The organism is Rhodoplanes sp. Z2-YC6860 (genome assembly GCF_001579845.1).
Taxonomy (GTDB): domain Bacteria; phylum Pseudomonadota; class Alphaproteobacteria; order Rhizobiales; family Xanthobacteraceae; genus Z2-YC6860.
In genome coordinates, this window is the sequence record NZ_CP007440.1 from 637,226 (window position 1) to 653,710 (window position 16,485).

Annotated in this window: 8 protein-coding genes; 2 read left to right on the forward strand and 6 right to left on the reverse strand. The window is 57.3% G+C overall.

Going from position 1 to position 16,485, the window contains the following annotated elements; translation table 11 throughout:
* Nucleotides 1-241: 241 nt before the first annotated feature.
* The 4 genes from RHPLAN_RS03040 to RHPLAN_RS03055 all read right to left on the reverse strand — a co-directional run bounded on the left by RHPLAN_RS03040 (nt 242) and on the right by RHPLAN_RS03055 (nt 6,352).
* Nucleotides 242-3,700: a class I SAM-dependent DNA methyltransferase gene (locus tag RHPLAN_RS03040; protein ID WP_068013708.1), complete on the reverse strand. Its 3,459-nt coding sequence runs from the start codon at nt 3,698-3,700 to the stop codon at nt 242-244.
* A 476-nt stretch (nt 3,701-4,176) separates the two neighbouring features.
* Nucleotides 4,177-4,590 carry a ParB/RepB/Spo0J family partition protein gene (locus RHPLAN_RS03045; RefSeq protein ID WP_068013710.1) on the reverse strand — a complete coding sequence of 138 codons (414 nt, stop codon included), beginning with the start codon at nt 4,588-4,590 and terminating at the stop codon, nt 4,177-4,179.
* On the reverse strand, nt 4,587-5,915 hold the full coding sequence (locus RHPLAN_RS03050; RefSeq protein ID WP_068013712.1) for a recombinase family protein: 1,329 nt from the start codon (nt 5,913-5,915) through the stop codon (nt 4,587-4,589). The genes RHPLAN_RS03045 and RHPLAN_RS03050 overlap by 4 nt, the downstream gene beginning before the upstream one ends.
* The gene (locus tag RHPLAN_RS03055; RefSeq protein WP_068013714.1) at nt 5,915-6,352 is read right to left on the reverse strand and encodes a DUF2924 domain-containing protein; all 438 of its coding nucleotides are present in this window, start codon (nt 6,350-6,352) and stop codon (nt 5,915-5,917) included. Before RHPLAN_RS03055 ends, RHPLAN_RS03050 begins: the two co-directional genes overlap by 1 nt.
* A 1,236-nt stretch (nt 6,353-7,588) precedes the next feature.
* On the opposite strand from RHPLAN_RS03055, the gene RHPLAN_RS38100 reads away from it, so the two are divergent.
* Nucleotides 7,589-7,828 carry a helix-turn-helix transcriptional regulator gene (locus RHPLAN_RS38100; RefSeq protein ID WP_084244211.1) on the forward strand — a complete coding sequence of 80 codons (240 nt, stop codon included), beginning with the start codon at nt 7,589-7,591 and terminating at the stop codon, nt 7,826-7,828.
* A 1,827-nt stretch (nt 7,829-9,655) separates the two neighbouring features.
* A complete protein-coding gene (locus RHPLAN_RS03065; protein WP_068013719.1) occupies nt 9,656-11,134 on the forward strand; it encodes a protein adenylyltransferase SelO in 1,479 nt (492 codons plus the stop codon).
* A gap of 307 nt (nt 11,135-11,441) precedes the next feature.
* Here RHPLAN_RS03065 and RHPLAN_RS03070 read toward each other — a convergent pair whose 3' ends face one another.
* Both RHPLAN_RS03070 and RHPLAN_RS03075 read right to left on the reverse strand, forming a co-directional pair.
* Nucleotides 11,442-14,621 (reverse strand): helicase-related protein, encoded by a 3,180-nt coding sequence (locus tag RHPLAN_RS03070; RefSeq protein ID WP_157100018.1) that lies wholly within the window; start codon nt 14,619-14,621, stop codon nt 11,442-11,444.
* Complete coding sequence (locus RHPLAN_RS03075; protein WP_157100019.1) at nt 14,618-16,456, reverse strand: phospholipase D family protein; 1,839 nt, start codon at nt 16,454-16,456, stop codon at nt 14,618-14,620. Before RHPLAN_RS03075 ends, RHPLAN_RS03070 begins: the two co-directional genes overlap by 4 nt.
* Nucleotides 16,457-16,485 lie beyond the last annotated feature (29 nt).

The window sequence follows — 16,485 nt, forward strand, 5'->3', positions numbered from 1 at the left end:
GTTCGGCAACCGTCTGTCAACTGGGACAATACCGAATGGCTTGGGACCCAGTTCCGCACGCGCGTGCGATTCATGCGAGCCAGCGTGCGTCGCAGTTCGGAAATAGCGGTGCGCAGGCTGGCCGTGGCCATCCACAGGGTCTCCCTTGGAGCTGGAATGTTCTATATTTGTTCTCTTTGAGTGAATGTCAATTGCTCTCCTCAAAACCCGAGAAATGCGGGCTTTTGGGAAGCGATGAGCCCTAGGAGGCGAAGCGTCCGTCTGCTAGCCGCCGGGCTTGCCCAACCGCCGCGAGAGCGTTCAACACCGGTTCGATCGAAGTGGCGCGCTTGCCATCGAACAAGCGCGCGACTTCCCGGGCGGTAAGAGGCTTGGGAGAGCTCATGAGCACGCGGGAAATTGCCGTGACCTGCTCAGGCAGCGTTTTCGGCCAAGGCGCCGTAGCTCCGCTCGGCGGTTCAACAGCAATCTCTCCGAGATCAAATGTCTGCGAAACCGGAGCGACCTTAACCGGCGCCTGAATATCCGGGCGAAGCCACCGCACCGCGCCCCTTGCTTCCTCGGCAGCGCGGGCCTGATTGAGTTCCAGTAATCGGGCGAGCGCGTCCTCGTTCGTTATGGTCGCAGGCCAGCCATACGAGTTCGCGACAAGTTCATCGAGTTCGGATTGAAGGGAAGCAATCGAGCTTACGAGTCCGCGATCATGGATATCCCGTTCTTGCTTCGTGAGTGTTCGGCCCTCCTGCAGCGCCGCGATGACGTTGTAAACATCAGTAAGCGTCAAATCGGAATGGCGGGATATGGCATCTTTCCGTGCTCGATCGAGAGCAGTCATCACCGAGCGGATTTTTTCAACGAGCACGGCAGGCGGATCGCCGGGGAACGGGAATGGATCGAAACATTCGGTGTGATTGTATGTTGGATCGTTTCCGACGCCCAAGTGGGCGCCCGCCGCTTCAGAAAAATGAACATGGAAGCGACTATTAAGAACGCCCAAATGGAATGCGTCGTTGAGCGCAATGATAAGAACCTTGGTCTCGGGAATCGTCTCGTTGTCACAAAAAACGAAAAAGCGATGCTTTGACGTGCGTGAGGTCGCGCAATAACGCGGAATGGACTGAAACGCCCTCCTGAATTTCGCGCGCGGCTCCGAATGCAGCCACCAGTTTTTGGCGTAGGCCGGTCTTGGATTTTGAGACCGCTCCGGGAACACGTGCGTAAGGAGATGTTGGTACGCGTCCGGGTACTGTGTTCGCAGCTCATCTTCCCCGAGCCCAAACGCGTCGATGACGAGCCTGCCTTTCGGCCGATTGTTGATTTCCCATCCGGTCAGGTATCGCTTCACAAGCTTCTGCCGCGTTTCGGCCGAAAACGCTTCCGCAATTCCGGGAGAGATGACGAACCCTTGACCTGAAAGCTGGACGCCGGGGCAGGCCAAGCCCCTGTTTGATTTGAGCGGAACGGCGGCGTGGATGTCCGGCCCCAGCCGCAAGCTCGACGTGAGGTGGCCGGTCGTGCGATGAAATGTAACAGCAACTTCGCCCGACCCGTCGGGAATTTCTGTCTCGCTCGTTACGGTGTCGAGCATCGCTACGTCGGGGCTACGAGCGCCAACCGTCATAGCGATGCGGACTGCAGCGCCATCTTGACTGTCGATCCACGGATGGTCCGGGATTGCGTAAACAATTCGCACAGGCGCAGATGCTTCGACGATTCCTCGGTTGAAAGCCTGCGTAATCGAATTGGTGGTGATGAAGCCGAAGCGGCGGACCAGCGCCTTGTCAGCCGTCATTGATGACGCGGCTTTCCACCACCAGTACATAACAAAATCTATCGTCTCGGGCAGTCCTTTGAATGCCGCCCGTACAGCTTCAGTGTAACCATCGCCCAGCCTCTCTCGCATCCGCTTGTTACCAATGAACGGCGGATTGCCAATGATAAAATCTGCCGTCGGCCATTTAGTGACCTTTGGCTTCACATAGCGCAGAACATTCACGCGCGCGGTCTCATCCGGCACGAAGTTGCCGGTCACCGGATGAAGCTTCGTCGTTTCTCCGTCCCAGCGCGTGACCGGATTTCCGCCGGCGTCCACTTCTTGTTCAGTGCGCTCCCATTCAACCAGCGCATCTCGGATTTCGACCGTGCGAATGTCGCGAAGAATGGGTTCGGCCGGCATCGTGTCCCGGCCAGCGACACGGAAGTGCCACTGCAAGTAACCGATCCAGAGAACCAGCTGTGCGATTGCAGCTGCTCGCGGATTGACTTCAATTCCCAAGAAATTCTCAGGTGTGATCGTATGGCCGCTAATCTCTGCCACGTATTGATAGTCGCCAAGATCACTCAGCAGATCGACGACCTCGGCTTCCAGCTCTTTCATACGAGACATGGCCACGTACAAGAAGTTGCCTGTGCCGCACGCAGGATCGAGAACCTTGATTTGGGCAAGCTTTGCGTGAAATGCCTCGACTTCGGCCCGCGCCTTATCGCGGTCGCCCATCTCAAGCAGCTTCACGGCTGCCGCTCGGACACCGAGCCAATCGGCTCGCAATGGCTCGATGATGGTTGGCATCACCAGCCGTTCTACATAGGCTCGCGGAGTGTAATGCGCTCCGAGCTTCGCCCGCTCCTTAGGATGTAATGCGCGCTCAAGTAGCGTGCCGAAGATCGCGGGCTCCACAAGCGTCCAGTCGGCCTTTGCCGCCTTTATCAGAACCTCGAGCTCTTCCTCATCGATGGGGATGGCGTGCTGGTCCTTGAAGAGGTAGCCATTGAACCGCCGCATCATCGTTCCGAGGGCAGGGGAAAAAGTGCCTTTATCCATCGCCTCCCAGAGAGCCGATAGTTGGTGATGAAGGGTTTCCGGGTGCCCGCGTTGCGACACGAGCAGTCCCGAGAAACTTCCTTTCGGTATCAGCGACGTGTCCTCAGCGAAAATCGTAAAAAGCAGCCTCATTAAAAACCCGGACACATTTTCCGGCGAATGATCACGTGCTTCCAAACGTCTTGCCACGGTTGCAAGGAGCGTAGCGATCTCCCGGGTGGCCCGTGCAGATTGGGTCGATGGGTCGAGCTGCTTCGGGTTTTCCCAGATCGCTCGAAGCCGTTCCTGAATCGGACCAAGCCGGATGTCCTCCAGCATAATGCGGAAGCTGGCGCGGTCTGGAAACTGTGCGTACGCCTTCCCCGTCCCGGTGAAGTCGGCATACACCTCGATGCAGTAGCCGACATCTACGACAAGGAGGAATGGCGGCCAGCCGTGGTCGACCGGAAGAGCCTTTGCGTATCTTTCGGCTTGTCCCTTTGCTTGCAGCATCGCCTTCGTCCAACCTGGCGTGCCGCGCCGGGCGGTGCCACGCTTCACCCGCTGGCTGGCCGTTTGGCCGAATAGATCGAGATCTGCTTCATTTTTTTCGGCAGCAATGCGGTCGGAATCGCTGCCTTGCTTAGCTTCGAGAACGAAGTGTCCTCTCTTGTAACAGTCGATCCGGCCAAAACTTTCCGTACCGTCACCGTTATCCTGAAACACGCGGCGTTCGAACACGTAGTCGTTGAGGGTGTCGTCGCTGCGCGAACCGGCGGGAGCAGCCACCCCTAACAGGGCAGTCAGGCCGTTAATAAAACTTTGCGTGTTGGCAAGTTCAGATCCCCCCGTGTCACGCCAGGTCTTTATGAAAGAATTGACGGGATCCAAGTCGGTCATCGGACAATCAATTCAGGCCCATTTCATCTCGAACCGCCGGAGGTCCGCCGTTTCATCATAACCTGTTCAGATTTCAAGACGATAGCCGGATTAGGCGCGAATGGTGCATTCCGGAGCCCCCACGCTCAACGCCACGATGTCGACGTGAGGCGCCAGCGAGCGCATCGCCACACTTTACGAATCCCGCGTGCCCGTTGGACAAAAAGGAAGTGGTGCAATCTCCACAGCATCACTAAGAGCCAAGACGCAATCCGCGAGTTCACTCGTGCCATTCGCGATTGTCCCAGGCAATCTCCTGGCACTTCCCGGCGTCTAATGTACCAATCTGTATCCCAAGGAGTGACCTGAGGCCCGAAAGTCGGGCCCTTCTGATCTCGATCCAGAGTCGAGCGACAATCGCCCATGTTTAATCGCGATTAGCGTGCGAGTTGCCGTACGAAGCCCCGGAATCTTATTTGAATTCAACCGAGAGCTCCTCACCCCTGAAGGGGAGATTGAGCATCGATGACCCAGCGCAGTCGTTGTTCAATCCAACTTGACGGAAATGGCTGCATAAGATCAACCAACGTGAGATTTAGCCCCCGCTGATCCAAGATCATCGCGACGATATCTGGCGCCAAGTTGGTCAGGCGCAATATTCGGCAGGCGTAGGATTGATTGACTCCTTCAGCCTTCGCCAATTCGGTAATAGATGAGTACTCGCCATATTCAATCAACGACCTCCATCGATAAGCGCGCGCGATGGCTTTAGTGATCGAGTCGTCGAACCGGGTGCGAGTTGCCGGCTTCCTGAAATCTCCAATAATCGTTTTCCGGCCACCACGAACGGCAAGTTTCAGAGGCACTCGAACAGTGACGGTCGCCGATGTCTTGGTCTTTGTAATTGTCATGCGGCTTGGTCCGTGGGAGCTGATGGCGGACCGATGTCCCGCACCAAACTTGCCAAGCCCTCCGTTCGCAGCGTGATATCGGCGCCGGTCGTAGAGACCTCCACGCGGTCTACCAGTAGCTGGACGATGCGGGCTTGTTCGATCGGAAAAAGCTCATTCCAGACCTCGAGAAAGCGGTTTAGGTGATCGCGTACCTGCCGCTCCGTCAGACCGTCGGCTTGTTTTCTAACCGCGCGCCATGTGGCGGCGATGATTTCAGGGGAGCGAACCATCAGCTTGATTTGCTCGACCACAGCATTTTCGATGTCGATGGCGGGAATGCGCCGTACTGGATTGTTGTCGGCGATGCCGGATCGCAACGCGCTGGTTGCAATGTAGTATCGATAAAGGCGTCCGCGCTTTCGGGTGTGTGTCGGCGTCATTGGCGCGCCGTTGGAGCCAAAAATCAGTCCCTTCAATAGAGCAGGCGATTGAATTCTCGTGGCCGAAGCGCGTTTACGTGGGCTTTCCTTCAGGACGCTATGGACTTTATCCCACAGGGCGCGATCGATGATCGGTTGATGCTCGCCGGGGTACGCTGTGCCTTTGTGTACGGCTTCGCCGACGTAGGTCCGATTATTGAGTAATTTATACAGCGCACCCTTGTCGATAAGCTTGCCGTAGCGATTGCGGGCGTTCTCAAGGGCCAACGCTCTCACCAGCTTGGTGCCAGATCCCATCTTGGCGAAGCGTTCGAAGATCGACAGCACCAGAGCGGCTTCAGGCTTATTTATGACGAGCTTCCGATCCTTCACGGTGTAGCCCATCGGAACGTACCCGCCCATCCACATGCCCTTCTTACGAGAGGCGGCAAACTTGTCGCGGATGCGCTCGCCAATCACTTCACGCTCGAACTGAGCAAACGACAGTAGGATGTTGAGCGTCAGCCGCCCCATGCTGGTGGTCGTGTTGAAAGCCTGCGTAACGCTGACGAAGGTGACGCTGTTCCCGTCGAACACCTCAACCAGTTTGGCGAAGTCCATCAGCGAGCGGCTGAGGCGATCGATTTTGTAAACCACAACGATGTCGACGCGGCGTGCCTCGATGTCGGCAATGAGCCGCTTGAGCGCAGGCCGCTCCAAGGTGCCGCCAGAAAATCCACCGTCGTCATAATGGTCGTCCAGGAGCAGCCAGCCGTCGGCGCGTTGGCTGGCGACATACGCCTCGCAGGACTCGCGCTGAGCATGCAGGCTGTTGAATTCCTGGTCCAAACCCTCTTCGGAAGATTTGCGAGTGTAGACCGCGCACCGGAGTTTCCGTTTGATCGCCAGCGTGTCCTTCGCCATTAGGTACTCCGCTGATTTTTCAGGCCGAAAAATACCAAGCCGTTCCAACGCGTGCCGGTGATGGCGCGGGCAATCGCCGACAGAGACCGATACGGACGGCCCTGATATTCGAAGTCGTCGTCTCGCACCGTGACGCAGTGCTCGACACCCTTCCATTCGCGGATCAGGCGGGTGCCCGCGATAGGCCGTTCGGATACCTGCCGTCCGCGAACCGCTTTGCCGTCGAATTCGGCGGCTAGCGCTTCCAGCCGTTCAACGGTCTCCGCTGAAAGCCCGCCATAGGCCAGCTCCTGGATGCGGTAGGCCAGCCGATTTTCCAGAAACCGCCTGTTATAAGGTGGGGCTTCCCGACCGAAGAGGTCGCGCCACTTTTGCTTCAGGGCGCCGATTGGGGCGGATTTTATTGCCGCCAACTGGGCCAAAACGCCTTCAGCCATCAATTGTTCTCCGATCCACAGGGGTCGGATGTCCGCTCTGTTGTTCGAAACTGTCGAGCGGAAATTCTCCGGTCCGGAGTGATTTTTCTCTGGACTGCCGGGCCAACATGCGGCTCAGGCCGACGGCCAAGAGCTCCGCAGTTTCAGCGATCCAAAGAGATGACACGTCGCGCGGGTTCATGGCCGGAACATCGGCTAAAACAACGGAAAATCCAGCCCTATCAGGCGCATATAGAAATACGGAGTAGAGCCGCGAAGACAAAGGAAACAGGCAGTATCGTTGACTGTGGGTATGTTGAGGTTGGCGAGGTATCCAGGATGGGCCTCTGCAACTACTGACGATGCAAGTGTTGCTGATTCGCGGTCGGATTCGGAGATGCCTCGGAAGTCGGCTTCACTCCCCGGTTGGACATTGCGCCGTGCAGCGCGGGAAACCGCACGGTCGGAGTGGGATTCTTGGATCGCGGCGCAGCACGCGATTCAAAAGGCAGGCGGGGGTAACAAGCGAGCGACCGTTTATTCAGGCATTTCGCTCGAAGACGCGTTTGATGCTCGAGCTGCTAGCCCAAAACGAAAGCTAATTGAAGCGGAACGGACTGCCTTTCGAAACCTGAAACGTGCTCTGGCTCAAAAGCTTTCAGGCGGTGAGCTAGTCGCCGTCGGGCGGTCAGGCAGTATACTCGCCCAACTAAAAATGATTCCGGCGCCTGCTTGGCGTGAACTTGTGTTCCATCGGCTCGCAGAATCGGTAATCAAGGAAGCGCGCTCAGAGAACTTCGTTCACGACGTGCGAGTATTTCGGCGGAACGAAATCCCTGGCGATCTCGAAACTATCACCCATCGCTTGCCTATCGACGTTGAACCGGACGCCTTCGACGATCAGGCGAACTCCGAGATAGGGCAGGACGTTAGCGATCCACTTCCCGGTAAAGCGTGCGAGCGCTGGCTGTGTGCCGCCATGAGAGCTTCGCCTACGGACAGATCCAAACCTAAAAACCAATGGTTTTTCGAAGCGAAACAGAAATGGCCGTCTCTCGCGAGACGGGCGTTCGATGACGCCTGGAGCAGGGCTTTGGACGCCACGGGGGCCTTTTGGGGAAAGTCGGGGCGGCCTCGAGGTCGTGGTCGTAAATCACCGCAGTGATTTCGCTTCAAAAGTAAAAGAATCATGGAGTCTATTACGCAAGTGCCGAATCGGAGACTTCGCCTCATATCGCAACCGATTCGGGGACGAACATGAAGTTTGTGGCTGATAGAAACGAAGCGTGTGAGCTTCTGAATGAAGTCAGAGCTGCCGCAATCCTAGGTCTGTCGATTCGAACGCTGCAGGCGTGGCGCGCGCACCGCACAGGGCCACGTTTTGTGCGCGCCGGGCGCGCCATTCGCTACCGACGCAGCGACCTCAGCTCCTGGATCGATTCCAACACCATTGGATCAGTTCCGCCTAAGCCAGAGAGATCGCCTTCACAAACGTGAATCGCTCACGGCTGGGCCGCCGCCGGTAACTCTTCCCGCAGCGACGCCGGCGAAGAGCGAAAATTTTTCACGTGAAACCTACCCATCACGGCACCGCGCGATTGCACCCTCGCGGTTACGACGATGCAAGCCCTTCGAGACAATTTCCGACAATCCACCTCATCACCCTGCTGAAGGACAACCAATGCCAAACAACCAACTTGCGGATCTGATGGAGTCCATCGGAACGACGCTCATGAAACTCGCCGCCGAGCAGCGGAGAACGCCCGTTCCAAAGTCTGTCATGTTTGACGAACAATTCGGGTGCGTGCTTGACCAGTTTATAGACGAAAAGCTGGAAAGGGGTCCGTACACCTCCGGAATCGGAGCGCGTGCAATGTACGGTGCTTATGCGGATTGGGCTCGAAGCAAGGGACTTGAAGTCAGAACTCAAACGAAGTTCGGACGCGAGATGCCCTCGAGAATTCCAAGAGACGATACCGGGTCCACCCGTGTCTATCAGTTGGTAAGATTTAAATAGGTGCAACGTCAGGTTCGCGTCGCTCGGAGCTTCGGTTGCTCGAGGCGCTATGATCAGTGAAGTCCGACAGCACTTCAGCTCCGCAGAACCATGACGTGTCGCGATTGCCTTATCGCGTACACGCAGTTTTCCCGCACCGAGACCGATTGCCTACCAAGTAAGTTGCGTTCAGCCGTAGAAAGAGACCGCGATAGTTTGCGATGGTTTGCGATAGTTCATAATCAACTATCGCAAGGTATTTATCGTTCATGATCATAGTGTTACGTGGACCATGCGAGGGTTGCGATAGTTTTTCCCTATACACGTGTGAACTTGTTCAGCCCATCTGCGCCAGTAAAACTAATGCCTATAGGGAGGAAAAACTATCGCAACTATCGCAGGTCGCGAACAAGCCCTTGTTCGGGCAAATGATTTTCGTGCGCGAGGGTTTGAAGCGACTATCGCAAACTATCGCAAACTATCGCTGATTTTCCGCAGACGCCGATCGGTTGAGTTTTTCCGATGTCATGGCTGCAGCACGCGATCGGATCGTTGTTTAGCATTTACGTTTGTCTGCACCAAGAGAGGATTGAGAGGATCGATTGAGGATTCATAATCAATCCTCGAAGAACAATATCGACTGAGCATCAACTACTTAGAGATCTTCTGCGAGGATAGAGACGATTTTCGGCGGTGTATACATGAGAGAAAATTTCAGAAGGAGCGAAAAAAATTCTCTATATGTGACGCGTGGAAAATCCTCGCAATCCTCGCACGCCAGATTCAACCCACTGAGGTTGCACAAAAATATCAGATCGAGGATTGATCGTGAATGCTCGCTAGATCCCCGCAATCCTCGCTCAATCAAACCGGACATAGTCGGAGAAAATCAATTGCAAAGAGATTTAGCAGTTTCGTTCGCCGGCGCCAATGCGACAAACTCAAATGCGCTTCTGGCGCTGACTTAACCGATTTAACCGGTTTAACCGATTTAACCTTAAAAAATCTGCGCCTAACTAGCGCGAGCTCGGGGTCCGAATTACCCGCGTGGGAACGAACGCCAGAAGGACCCAAGCCGGGGCACCGTGAGTCCGTAGCAGCGTCATTAGGCGATATCGCGTTTCGCTTTGGCAATGTCCGACCTACACCTCAAAGCTGACATGCAGCGGAGCGGCGAAGAGGTCCGCTTCGCACCACCAATGGACATCAGCCTACACGCTTGGTCTTGGCAATGACATTGCAGCGGGCGCACACGGAAGCCCTTGATATGCAGAACCGCAGGCACGATGGTGAGCGTTGGTGCAATCCTTGAGACGCCGACCGGACCTATGGCCGTCCACCTTCCGTTTGAAAATACATATGCGCGGCTGCCCGACCGGTTTTATGCCCGGGTTGCGCCGACACCGGTACGATCCCCCCGGCTCATCCGTCTAAACACAGAACTCGCGGTGGACCTGGGGCTTGATCCCGAGTGGCTTGCCGGTTCTCAAGGACTCGAGGCGCTGTCGGGGCAGCGGGTCCCTGATGCGGCGGAGCCGATTGCCCTGGCCTACGCCGGACATCAGTTTGGACATTTTGTGCCGCAACTCGGCGACGGTCGTGCCGTCCTGCTCGGCGAGATTGTCGATCGGCACGGCGTCCGGCGTGATGTCCAGCTCAAGGGGTCGGGGCCCACTCCGTTCTCGCGACGCGGCGACGGTCGAGCGGCGCTGGGACCAGTGCTGCGCGAATACGTTGTGAGTGAGGCAATGAACGTGTTGGGCATCCCAACCACACGCTCTCTCGCCGCCGTCCTGACCGGAGAAACGGTGACCCGGGAAACCGAACTGCCGGGAGCAGTCCTCACCCGCATAGCCACCAGCCATATCCGGGTCGGGACGTTTCAATTTTTTGCGGCACGGCGAGACCTGGAGGGCCTTCGCCTTCTCGCTGACCATGTCATCGCCCGGCACTACCCCGAAGCAGCGCGCTCCGACCGTCGCTATCTCTCGCTCCTTGAACTCGTGACGTCGCGTCAGGCGGATCTCATCGCGCGCTGGCTGCTCGTTGGCTTTATTCATGGCGTCATGAACACGGACAACATGTCGATCGCGGGAGAAACGATCGACTATGGGCCTTGCGCGTTCATGGATGAGTACGATCCAGGCAAAGTGTTCAGTTCGATTGATCGGCAGGGGCGCTATGCCTATGAAAACCAGCCGCAGATCGCAACTTGGAATCTAGCCCGTCTTGCGGAAGCCTTGTTGCCGCTCATCGATGAGGACCAGCAAAAGGCCGTGCAACAAGTCGAGAATGTGCTTGAAGGCTTTTCGACCCGCTTTGAGGCCACCTATTCGGACGGCATGCGACAAAAACTCGGGCTTTCAACTGTCGAAGATGGCGACATTGGACTAGCGGGCGAATTCCTGGATCTGCTCGCGACAAATCAGGTGGACTTCACGATCGCATTTCGTCGGTTGAGTGATGCTGCGGACGATGCCGTAGCGAACGACGAACTTCGAGGCCTGTGTCAGAATAGCCCGGGCTTTGACGCATGGTGGGTTCGACTGCGTGCACGGTTGGCGCGGGAGCCAGAAACTGTCAAAAGTCGCCGGATGAGGATGCGCGCGGTCAATCCTGCATTCATTCCGCGAAACCATCGCATCGAAGAGATCATCGAGGCCGCAACAGTCGCGAACGACTTCGCTCCATTCCATGAGATGCTATCGATTCTCGCCAGGCCGTTTGACGATCAACCTGACTTTGCCCGCTACCAAGAGTCCCCGCAGCCGCACGAACGCGTATGCCAGACATTCTGCGGGACCTGATTTCAGGGTGAATTTGGTGACAGCGAGAGACTCGCGGCCAGATAGCAGCCATTCAAGCGATTTCAATTCGACCATTGCGGCAGGCGCGCCAGCATTGTCATGTGAGTTGCCTTCGAGTTGCCTCAATTGCCCAAAAAGGCTCACTCTAACTAGCTTAAGCTTGGGGTTCGAATTACCCGCGGTCTTAGCTTCAACGGAAGACTCAAGGCGGTATGAGTTGCGAGATGGGAACCCACCCATGGTTAGGGCTAAGGCCGTTGAGAGAGCGCTATGCACTCGTGACCTAGAGTTCTCTATCGTCGCCCTGTCATCGAGGTCTGAGGTCAATATTTCGCCCCGATGGGTCAGGGTCGCCAGCGTCCTTCGGGGAGTGTCGTTTCAGAAATTCCAACAGTTCTTCTTGGCGCGGTTGCCCGAAGGTCATCCGATACAGCGCCAAGGACTGCTTGAGGTCATCTATGCGAGTGGTCTCGCGGGACAACGGTAACATTGGTAATCGCCGCTCGATTTTAGATGGACCATCGAATATCCAGAATGGAACCATATCGTTTTGAGCATCCGGACGCCGGTCCAAAGCCGTACGAAAGATCGATGCCCAGGGATCGCGGCTGCCCTTCGTACCTTCAATGCCGTAGGCTCGCGCCAGATTCTTGCGGATGAAATGCCCCTTGAAGCGGTGGATCCGCCCCTCGCGCTGCTCCAGATCGACGGGATTGGTCGGCAAATTCCAATGCACAAGGGCATGGCAATAAGGATGGAAATCGAGTCCCTCTTGCCCGATCGATGTCGAAGCAAGAATGAAAGGACGGAACGGAGAATTGAAGGCGTCGCGAAGCGCGCCCTCGCGCGTCTTTTCGGAGCCGTCTTCCGAATCGGAGTCGCCGAAGCGCTGCGCAAATCGGCAGCGGACGCGTTGCGACTTAACTGAGACCCCTCCGTCGGACGCTGGCCGGTAGTGGTCATAGGCAAGCGAGGTTGTATGCAAGCTCACGGCGTTGCCGATAGCCTTGCCGAGGTTGTGCAAGCCCTCGCCAGTGCCGTGCTTAACGCTCAGAAGATCGATGAGAATGTGAACATATTCGTCAATGACCGCCTGAAGATTGCCGTCGCAGCAGTAGCTCAGCACTTGGTCCCAGTAAGGTAGTTTGCGGCCGAAGAGTCCTCGAAGGAGCAGCATGCTCTCGGGCACATTAAATAATGTGCGGAATCCTAGAGCCGCTGACGCGGCGGACTGCCAGGCGGCACGCTCCTCTGCGGAATCAGCATGTCGCAACAGGGCGCGCAAAATGACGGTCCCCGGAGCCCCGATGGCGATTTTGGCAAGTACGTTCGCGAGATCTTCAGGTGGCCGACCAAGCCGGTTGGGCCTGGCTACGAGCTCGGAAGCCTCGGCTATGTGCTTCTGAAACAGACTTTGCTCTTCATCGTCGGGCGATGCCCATGACCATTCGTCGCTTTCCTCCAGCATCCATTCGCGAACCGATGGGGCGTGTTGCTTGTCGAGCAGAAGCGGCGCCGCCCAGTACCAGCGCTGGTCTGGCCGCGCGCTTTTGTCCTCATAGCCGCCAACAAGCGGTGAAAGCAGGTCCGACACTTCCTTGGCGACGCGTTGGTCCAGCTCGGTCCTTGTCAGCCGCATGCTTTGCGCCTGCGCATGCACGAGCGGGTCGATGCGCCTGGCTAGCGTCATGCAGGGATAAAACAGCGCATGCAGCGGCATTCCGCCAAGGCGCCCGTCCTCTTCTGACCATCGCAGCAGTGGCCCATGCTTTTCCCGCAGTTCGCTATAGCTGGGCTCCGCATCGCCTTCGATCACCATGAGACGCTCCATCGCGTAGCTCACAAGCATCGCGATGGATCTCGGCACGACCTTCCATGACGAGAAGATCAATTGTTTAGTATGCGGATGATCGTCCGTGCCTGCGAAAACGCCCTGCGCTTCGTAGTAGGGCAAATCGGCCGGGAGCCACAGCAGCTTCCAAAGCTGGCTCTGCGCGAGGTCCTCGATCAGGGTTCGAAGCCGCGGGTTTTTAGGATCGATGGGCTGATACGCCTCCATGACCTTGGCGGGTAGCTGCCATGGCAGTAGGTCGCGCAGCGCGGTCAAGATCGGCTGCTCTTGGCTCTCGATCGCGTCGTGCAGCAAGCTCTTGAGCCGGTAGCTTTCCTCCATGATGTTGATGAGGTAAGGGCTCGACTTCCACAACTCGATCGGATCGTCGGCTCTCACCTGACTGGCGAGTTTCGATAGCAGACGGTATTCGAGAAAATCCCCCGACACCATCGGAACGAGCGCGGCCCGGACTTCCTTGAGCATGCCGTTGCGATCGGCCGTGGCGGCTAGGCGCTCAGTCCGGCACATGACATTGCGCAGGCACCGCTCAATGGCGTTCAAGGCGTCTTGCTCCGGGATGCCGATATCCTGGCCGCAGAGTGCCTTTCGGTAGGTGACAAGATTCTTTTCGAGCTGGTCCACGTCCTCCGGTTTTTTCGCCAGAAGGAAGCGCGACGTTTCCAGAAAATCGCGACAATGGTCGTCACCATCCGTCTCGCCGGTGACCGTGTACATCTTGTAAGGCGTGGCGGACAGAAGAAGTATCTTTGAGCCCGCGGAGGCAAAAAGCTGTTGGGCAAGCTGCGCCGCCTCATCCCTCGTGTCTCCGGTCTGGAGCAGATTACGGAAGCGCTGGAACTCGTCGAGTATGATGAGGTCGGGTTCGAACACTGCCAGGCAACTGCGCGCCAGCGCGCGCCTCAAGCGTGCAATCAGCTGATTACGCGCATGCCGCTGCTCGTAAGGGACAAGACGCTTGCGAGCACGCCCAAACAGTTGGGATTGCTCCTCGAAATCGGAGGCAAGCGAGGGGTCGGCAATCAGCGCTTCATTGAAGCGCTGGACGACCGCCGGTTCAAAACCACCCTGCTCGACGATTTCAGACTTCACCTCATCGAGCAGCCTTCGCCAGCTCTCAATGCCGGCGTTGGCTTGCAGCAGATTCATAGCGGCGGTGCCACGCAGGCCCCAGATGTCGTCAAGGAGCCAGTAGAGCACGGCCCGTTCGCGTCGCGCGCCGCTGCTCGTGCCAAAATCCAATGACGTACCCGGCGTGAAGGAGATGAAGTTGACCTTGCGCTCGTTGAGGTCGCGCAAATGGAGAGGCAGAAGTGTGAGGCGCGACGCGAAGGCTTGATCCTTCGAATCTCCGAGGTTCAGCCGGTTGACATTTTGGCGAGCGATCTCAGCGTTGGAACAGATATAGAGTACGTCGATACGTTTTTTCTTGTCCCACAGATGCGTAACAGCCCGCGCGATGACGCCTTTCGCAACCCATGTCTTGCCGAGCCCCACCTCGTCGGCGACGAGGAAGCGATCGACGCGGTCGAGATCGAGATAAAGGCGGCGAAAGGCGTAGTCCACCGTCGCCCGCTGAAAATCGCGCAGCGACTGGCAGACCTCGTCCGCATCGGGCTTGGGCTGAGTGGTCATCCTCGCAAGGCCTCTCGCGCGCTCCAGATCGGCGTCCACACCGAGTCAAAATTCGTTGGTAGAAGGGCCGCGCCTTCCTCCGTCTTGCGCAGATCGTCGACCAGCGATTTCACGCCGTCCAAGAGCTCCGGCTGCGTCGCGAGGGCGCGACTTAATTCCTCAAAGAGAGGGATCGATCCGGTACCGTTGGCGCCCTGGCGTTTGGCCGGATCGTGGGCCGGCGTGAAGAGGTCCTTGATCCGACCGGAGTGCAGGCCGTCGTGATGAATGAGAAACAGGAGATAGCGCAGCACGTTGGCCGGATCGCTCAAGACATGATGAAGAAGATTTTCGAACCGGTCTTCGGGCATGCCCGAGAGCGGAAGCTTGAGGACGAAACGAAGCTCGATGCTGTTTTCGCCTCGTCCGGCCGTGACCGTGACGGCGAGGAAGGCTGTGAGAGCTTGGGAGGACAGATGCTCGAAGATAAGATCATGCCCTGAAAACAGCGGCGCCATAGATTGCGCTGCACTTGGCGCGAGCGTGATCGGCCAAGCGACCGCCGTGGCGTTGGTCTTTGCCGTGACGGGCGCGAGCGTTCGCAGGGTCAATCGATAGAGCTTCTCCTCGCGGGCGATCTGGAAACGCAAAGGAAGAGCGGCGATTAAGGTCCGCAGCTGTTCGGCGATTTTGCCATTTTCCTCAGCCACGTCATTCACGACAGGTGGGCTTTTCGGAATTTGATAAGGCAACAGGAATTGGGAGAATCCTTTTGAGCCCGAAACGCCATTTAGAAATGCATCGATCCCGACCTTGCTCTTTTTACCGGTGAGACGGGTTAGAAATTCGACATTGTTGTGAAAGCCGGCCGATGTGGCGTTGGTCGAGCCCGTCCACAAGTCGGAATCCCAACCGGCATCGGCGAGATAAAGCTTTGCGTGCAGGCCGTGCGCGGCGACCTGGGTCGCCGCATCCTCGGACGCGTTGAGAATCGGCGCGGGGGTATCTGCAGTTTCGGTTGCTTCGTCATCGCCGGACGCGGCGTCGTCAATGGCGAAAATTTCATCGAACTTCTTCAAGGTGGCGGCATCGATGGCGTCGAGACTCTCGGCCCTCGAAATCAGGACCGCTGGAACCTCCTCGGCGATACCCTTCAGAAAGGATGCGCTGAGGAACGGCGACAATATCAGAAGCCGCCGGGTGCCTTCGGGAAGCTTGGGCGGAGGGAAGCCCGAAAGGCCCATCGGATAGAATTCGTAGTCGGTGAAGGGCTCCGGGAGCTCAAAGCGGACACGGCGTAGTTCGTCGGCGAGAAGGCTTACGGCCTCTCCATGCCGCGCATGAATTGGATCAGCCGCAAGGCCGGGAAGGGCAAGGAGAAAATCGGCCAGACGACGGTTCTTCGCGATGGCGCGTTGGCGTTCGACGACCTCGCCATCGAGAGCGAGCAGCGTATCCCACGACGGATCGCCTGTGATGTTCCGCGAAAGGCATAGAAAACGGTAGCGAACGGACTCGCCGGGAGAAGTGAACCGTAACGCCCAGATTTTCGGGTGAAAAGCCGCGCCTTGCTTGCGGACCGGGACGATAGCTTCTTCGAGATGAGCGTAGAGTGGATGCCGCCGAGCCGGCACTGCAATTCCATCCGCTTGGCAAAAGATCGTCAAGCGATTCGAATAGGCACGAAGCGCGTGAAGCAAGGCGACCGGATCGCGTACCAGCTTGCCCTCGTCGTTCGTCATGTCGAGCAAGGCAAAGCTGAGTGGAAGTGACAGCAGGGTTATGAGGTCGAGCGAATAGGTCGTGCCGATCGCACGGTCGAGCTGAAAACCCGGCGGGGGCCGGAGCGCGCTCAAGTAAAGCTCGCGTTGGTTGGGAGGCAGCA

What these genes read in the sequence shown, in the direction of transcription:
- RHPLAN_RS03040 (WP_068013708.1), bottom strand. Translation starts at nt 3,700, where the DNA reads ATGACCGACTTGGATCCCGTCAATTCTTTCATAAAGACCTGGCGTGAC.
- RHPLAN_RS03045 (WP_068013710.1), bottom strand. Translation starts at nt 4,590, where the DNA reads ATGACAATTACAAAGACCAAGACATCGGCGACCGTCACTGTTCGAGTG.
- RHPLAN_RS03050 (WP_068013712.1), bottom strand. Translation starts at nt 5,915, where the DNA reads ATGGCGAAGGACACGCTGGCGATCAAACGGAAACTCCGGTGCGCGGTC.
- RHPLAN_RS03055 (WP_068013714.1), bottom strand. Translation starts at nt 6,352, where the DNA reads ATGGCTGAAGGCGTTTTGGCCCAGTTGGCGGCAATAAAATCCGCCCCA.
- RHPLAN_RS38100 (WP_084244211.1), top strand. Translation starts at nt 7,589, where the DNA reads ATGAAGTTTGTGGCTGATAGAAACGAAGCGTGTGAGCTTCTGAATGAA.
- RHPLAN_RS03065 (WP_068013719.1), top strand. Translation starts at nt 9,656, where the DNA reads ATGGCCGTCCACCTTCCGTTTGAAAATACATATGCGCGGCTGCCCGAC.
- RHPLAN_RS03070 (WP_157100018.1), bottom strand. Translation starts at nt 14,621, where the DNA reads ATGACCACTCAGCCCAAGCCCGATGCGGACGAGGTCTGCCAGTCGCTG.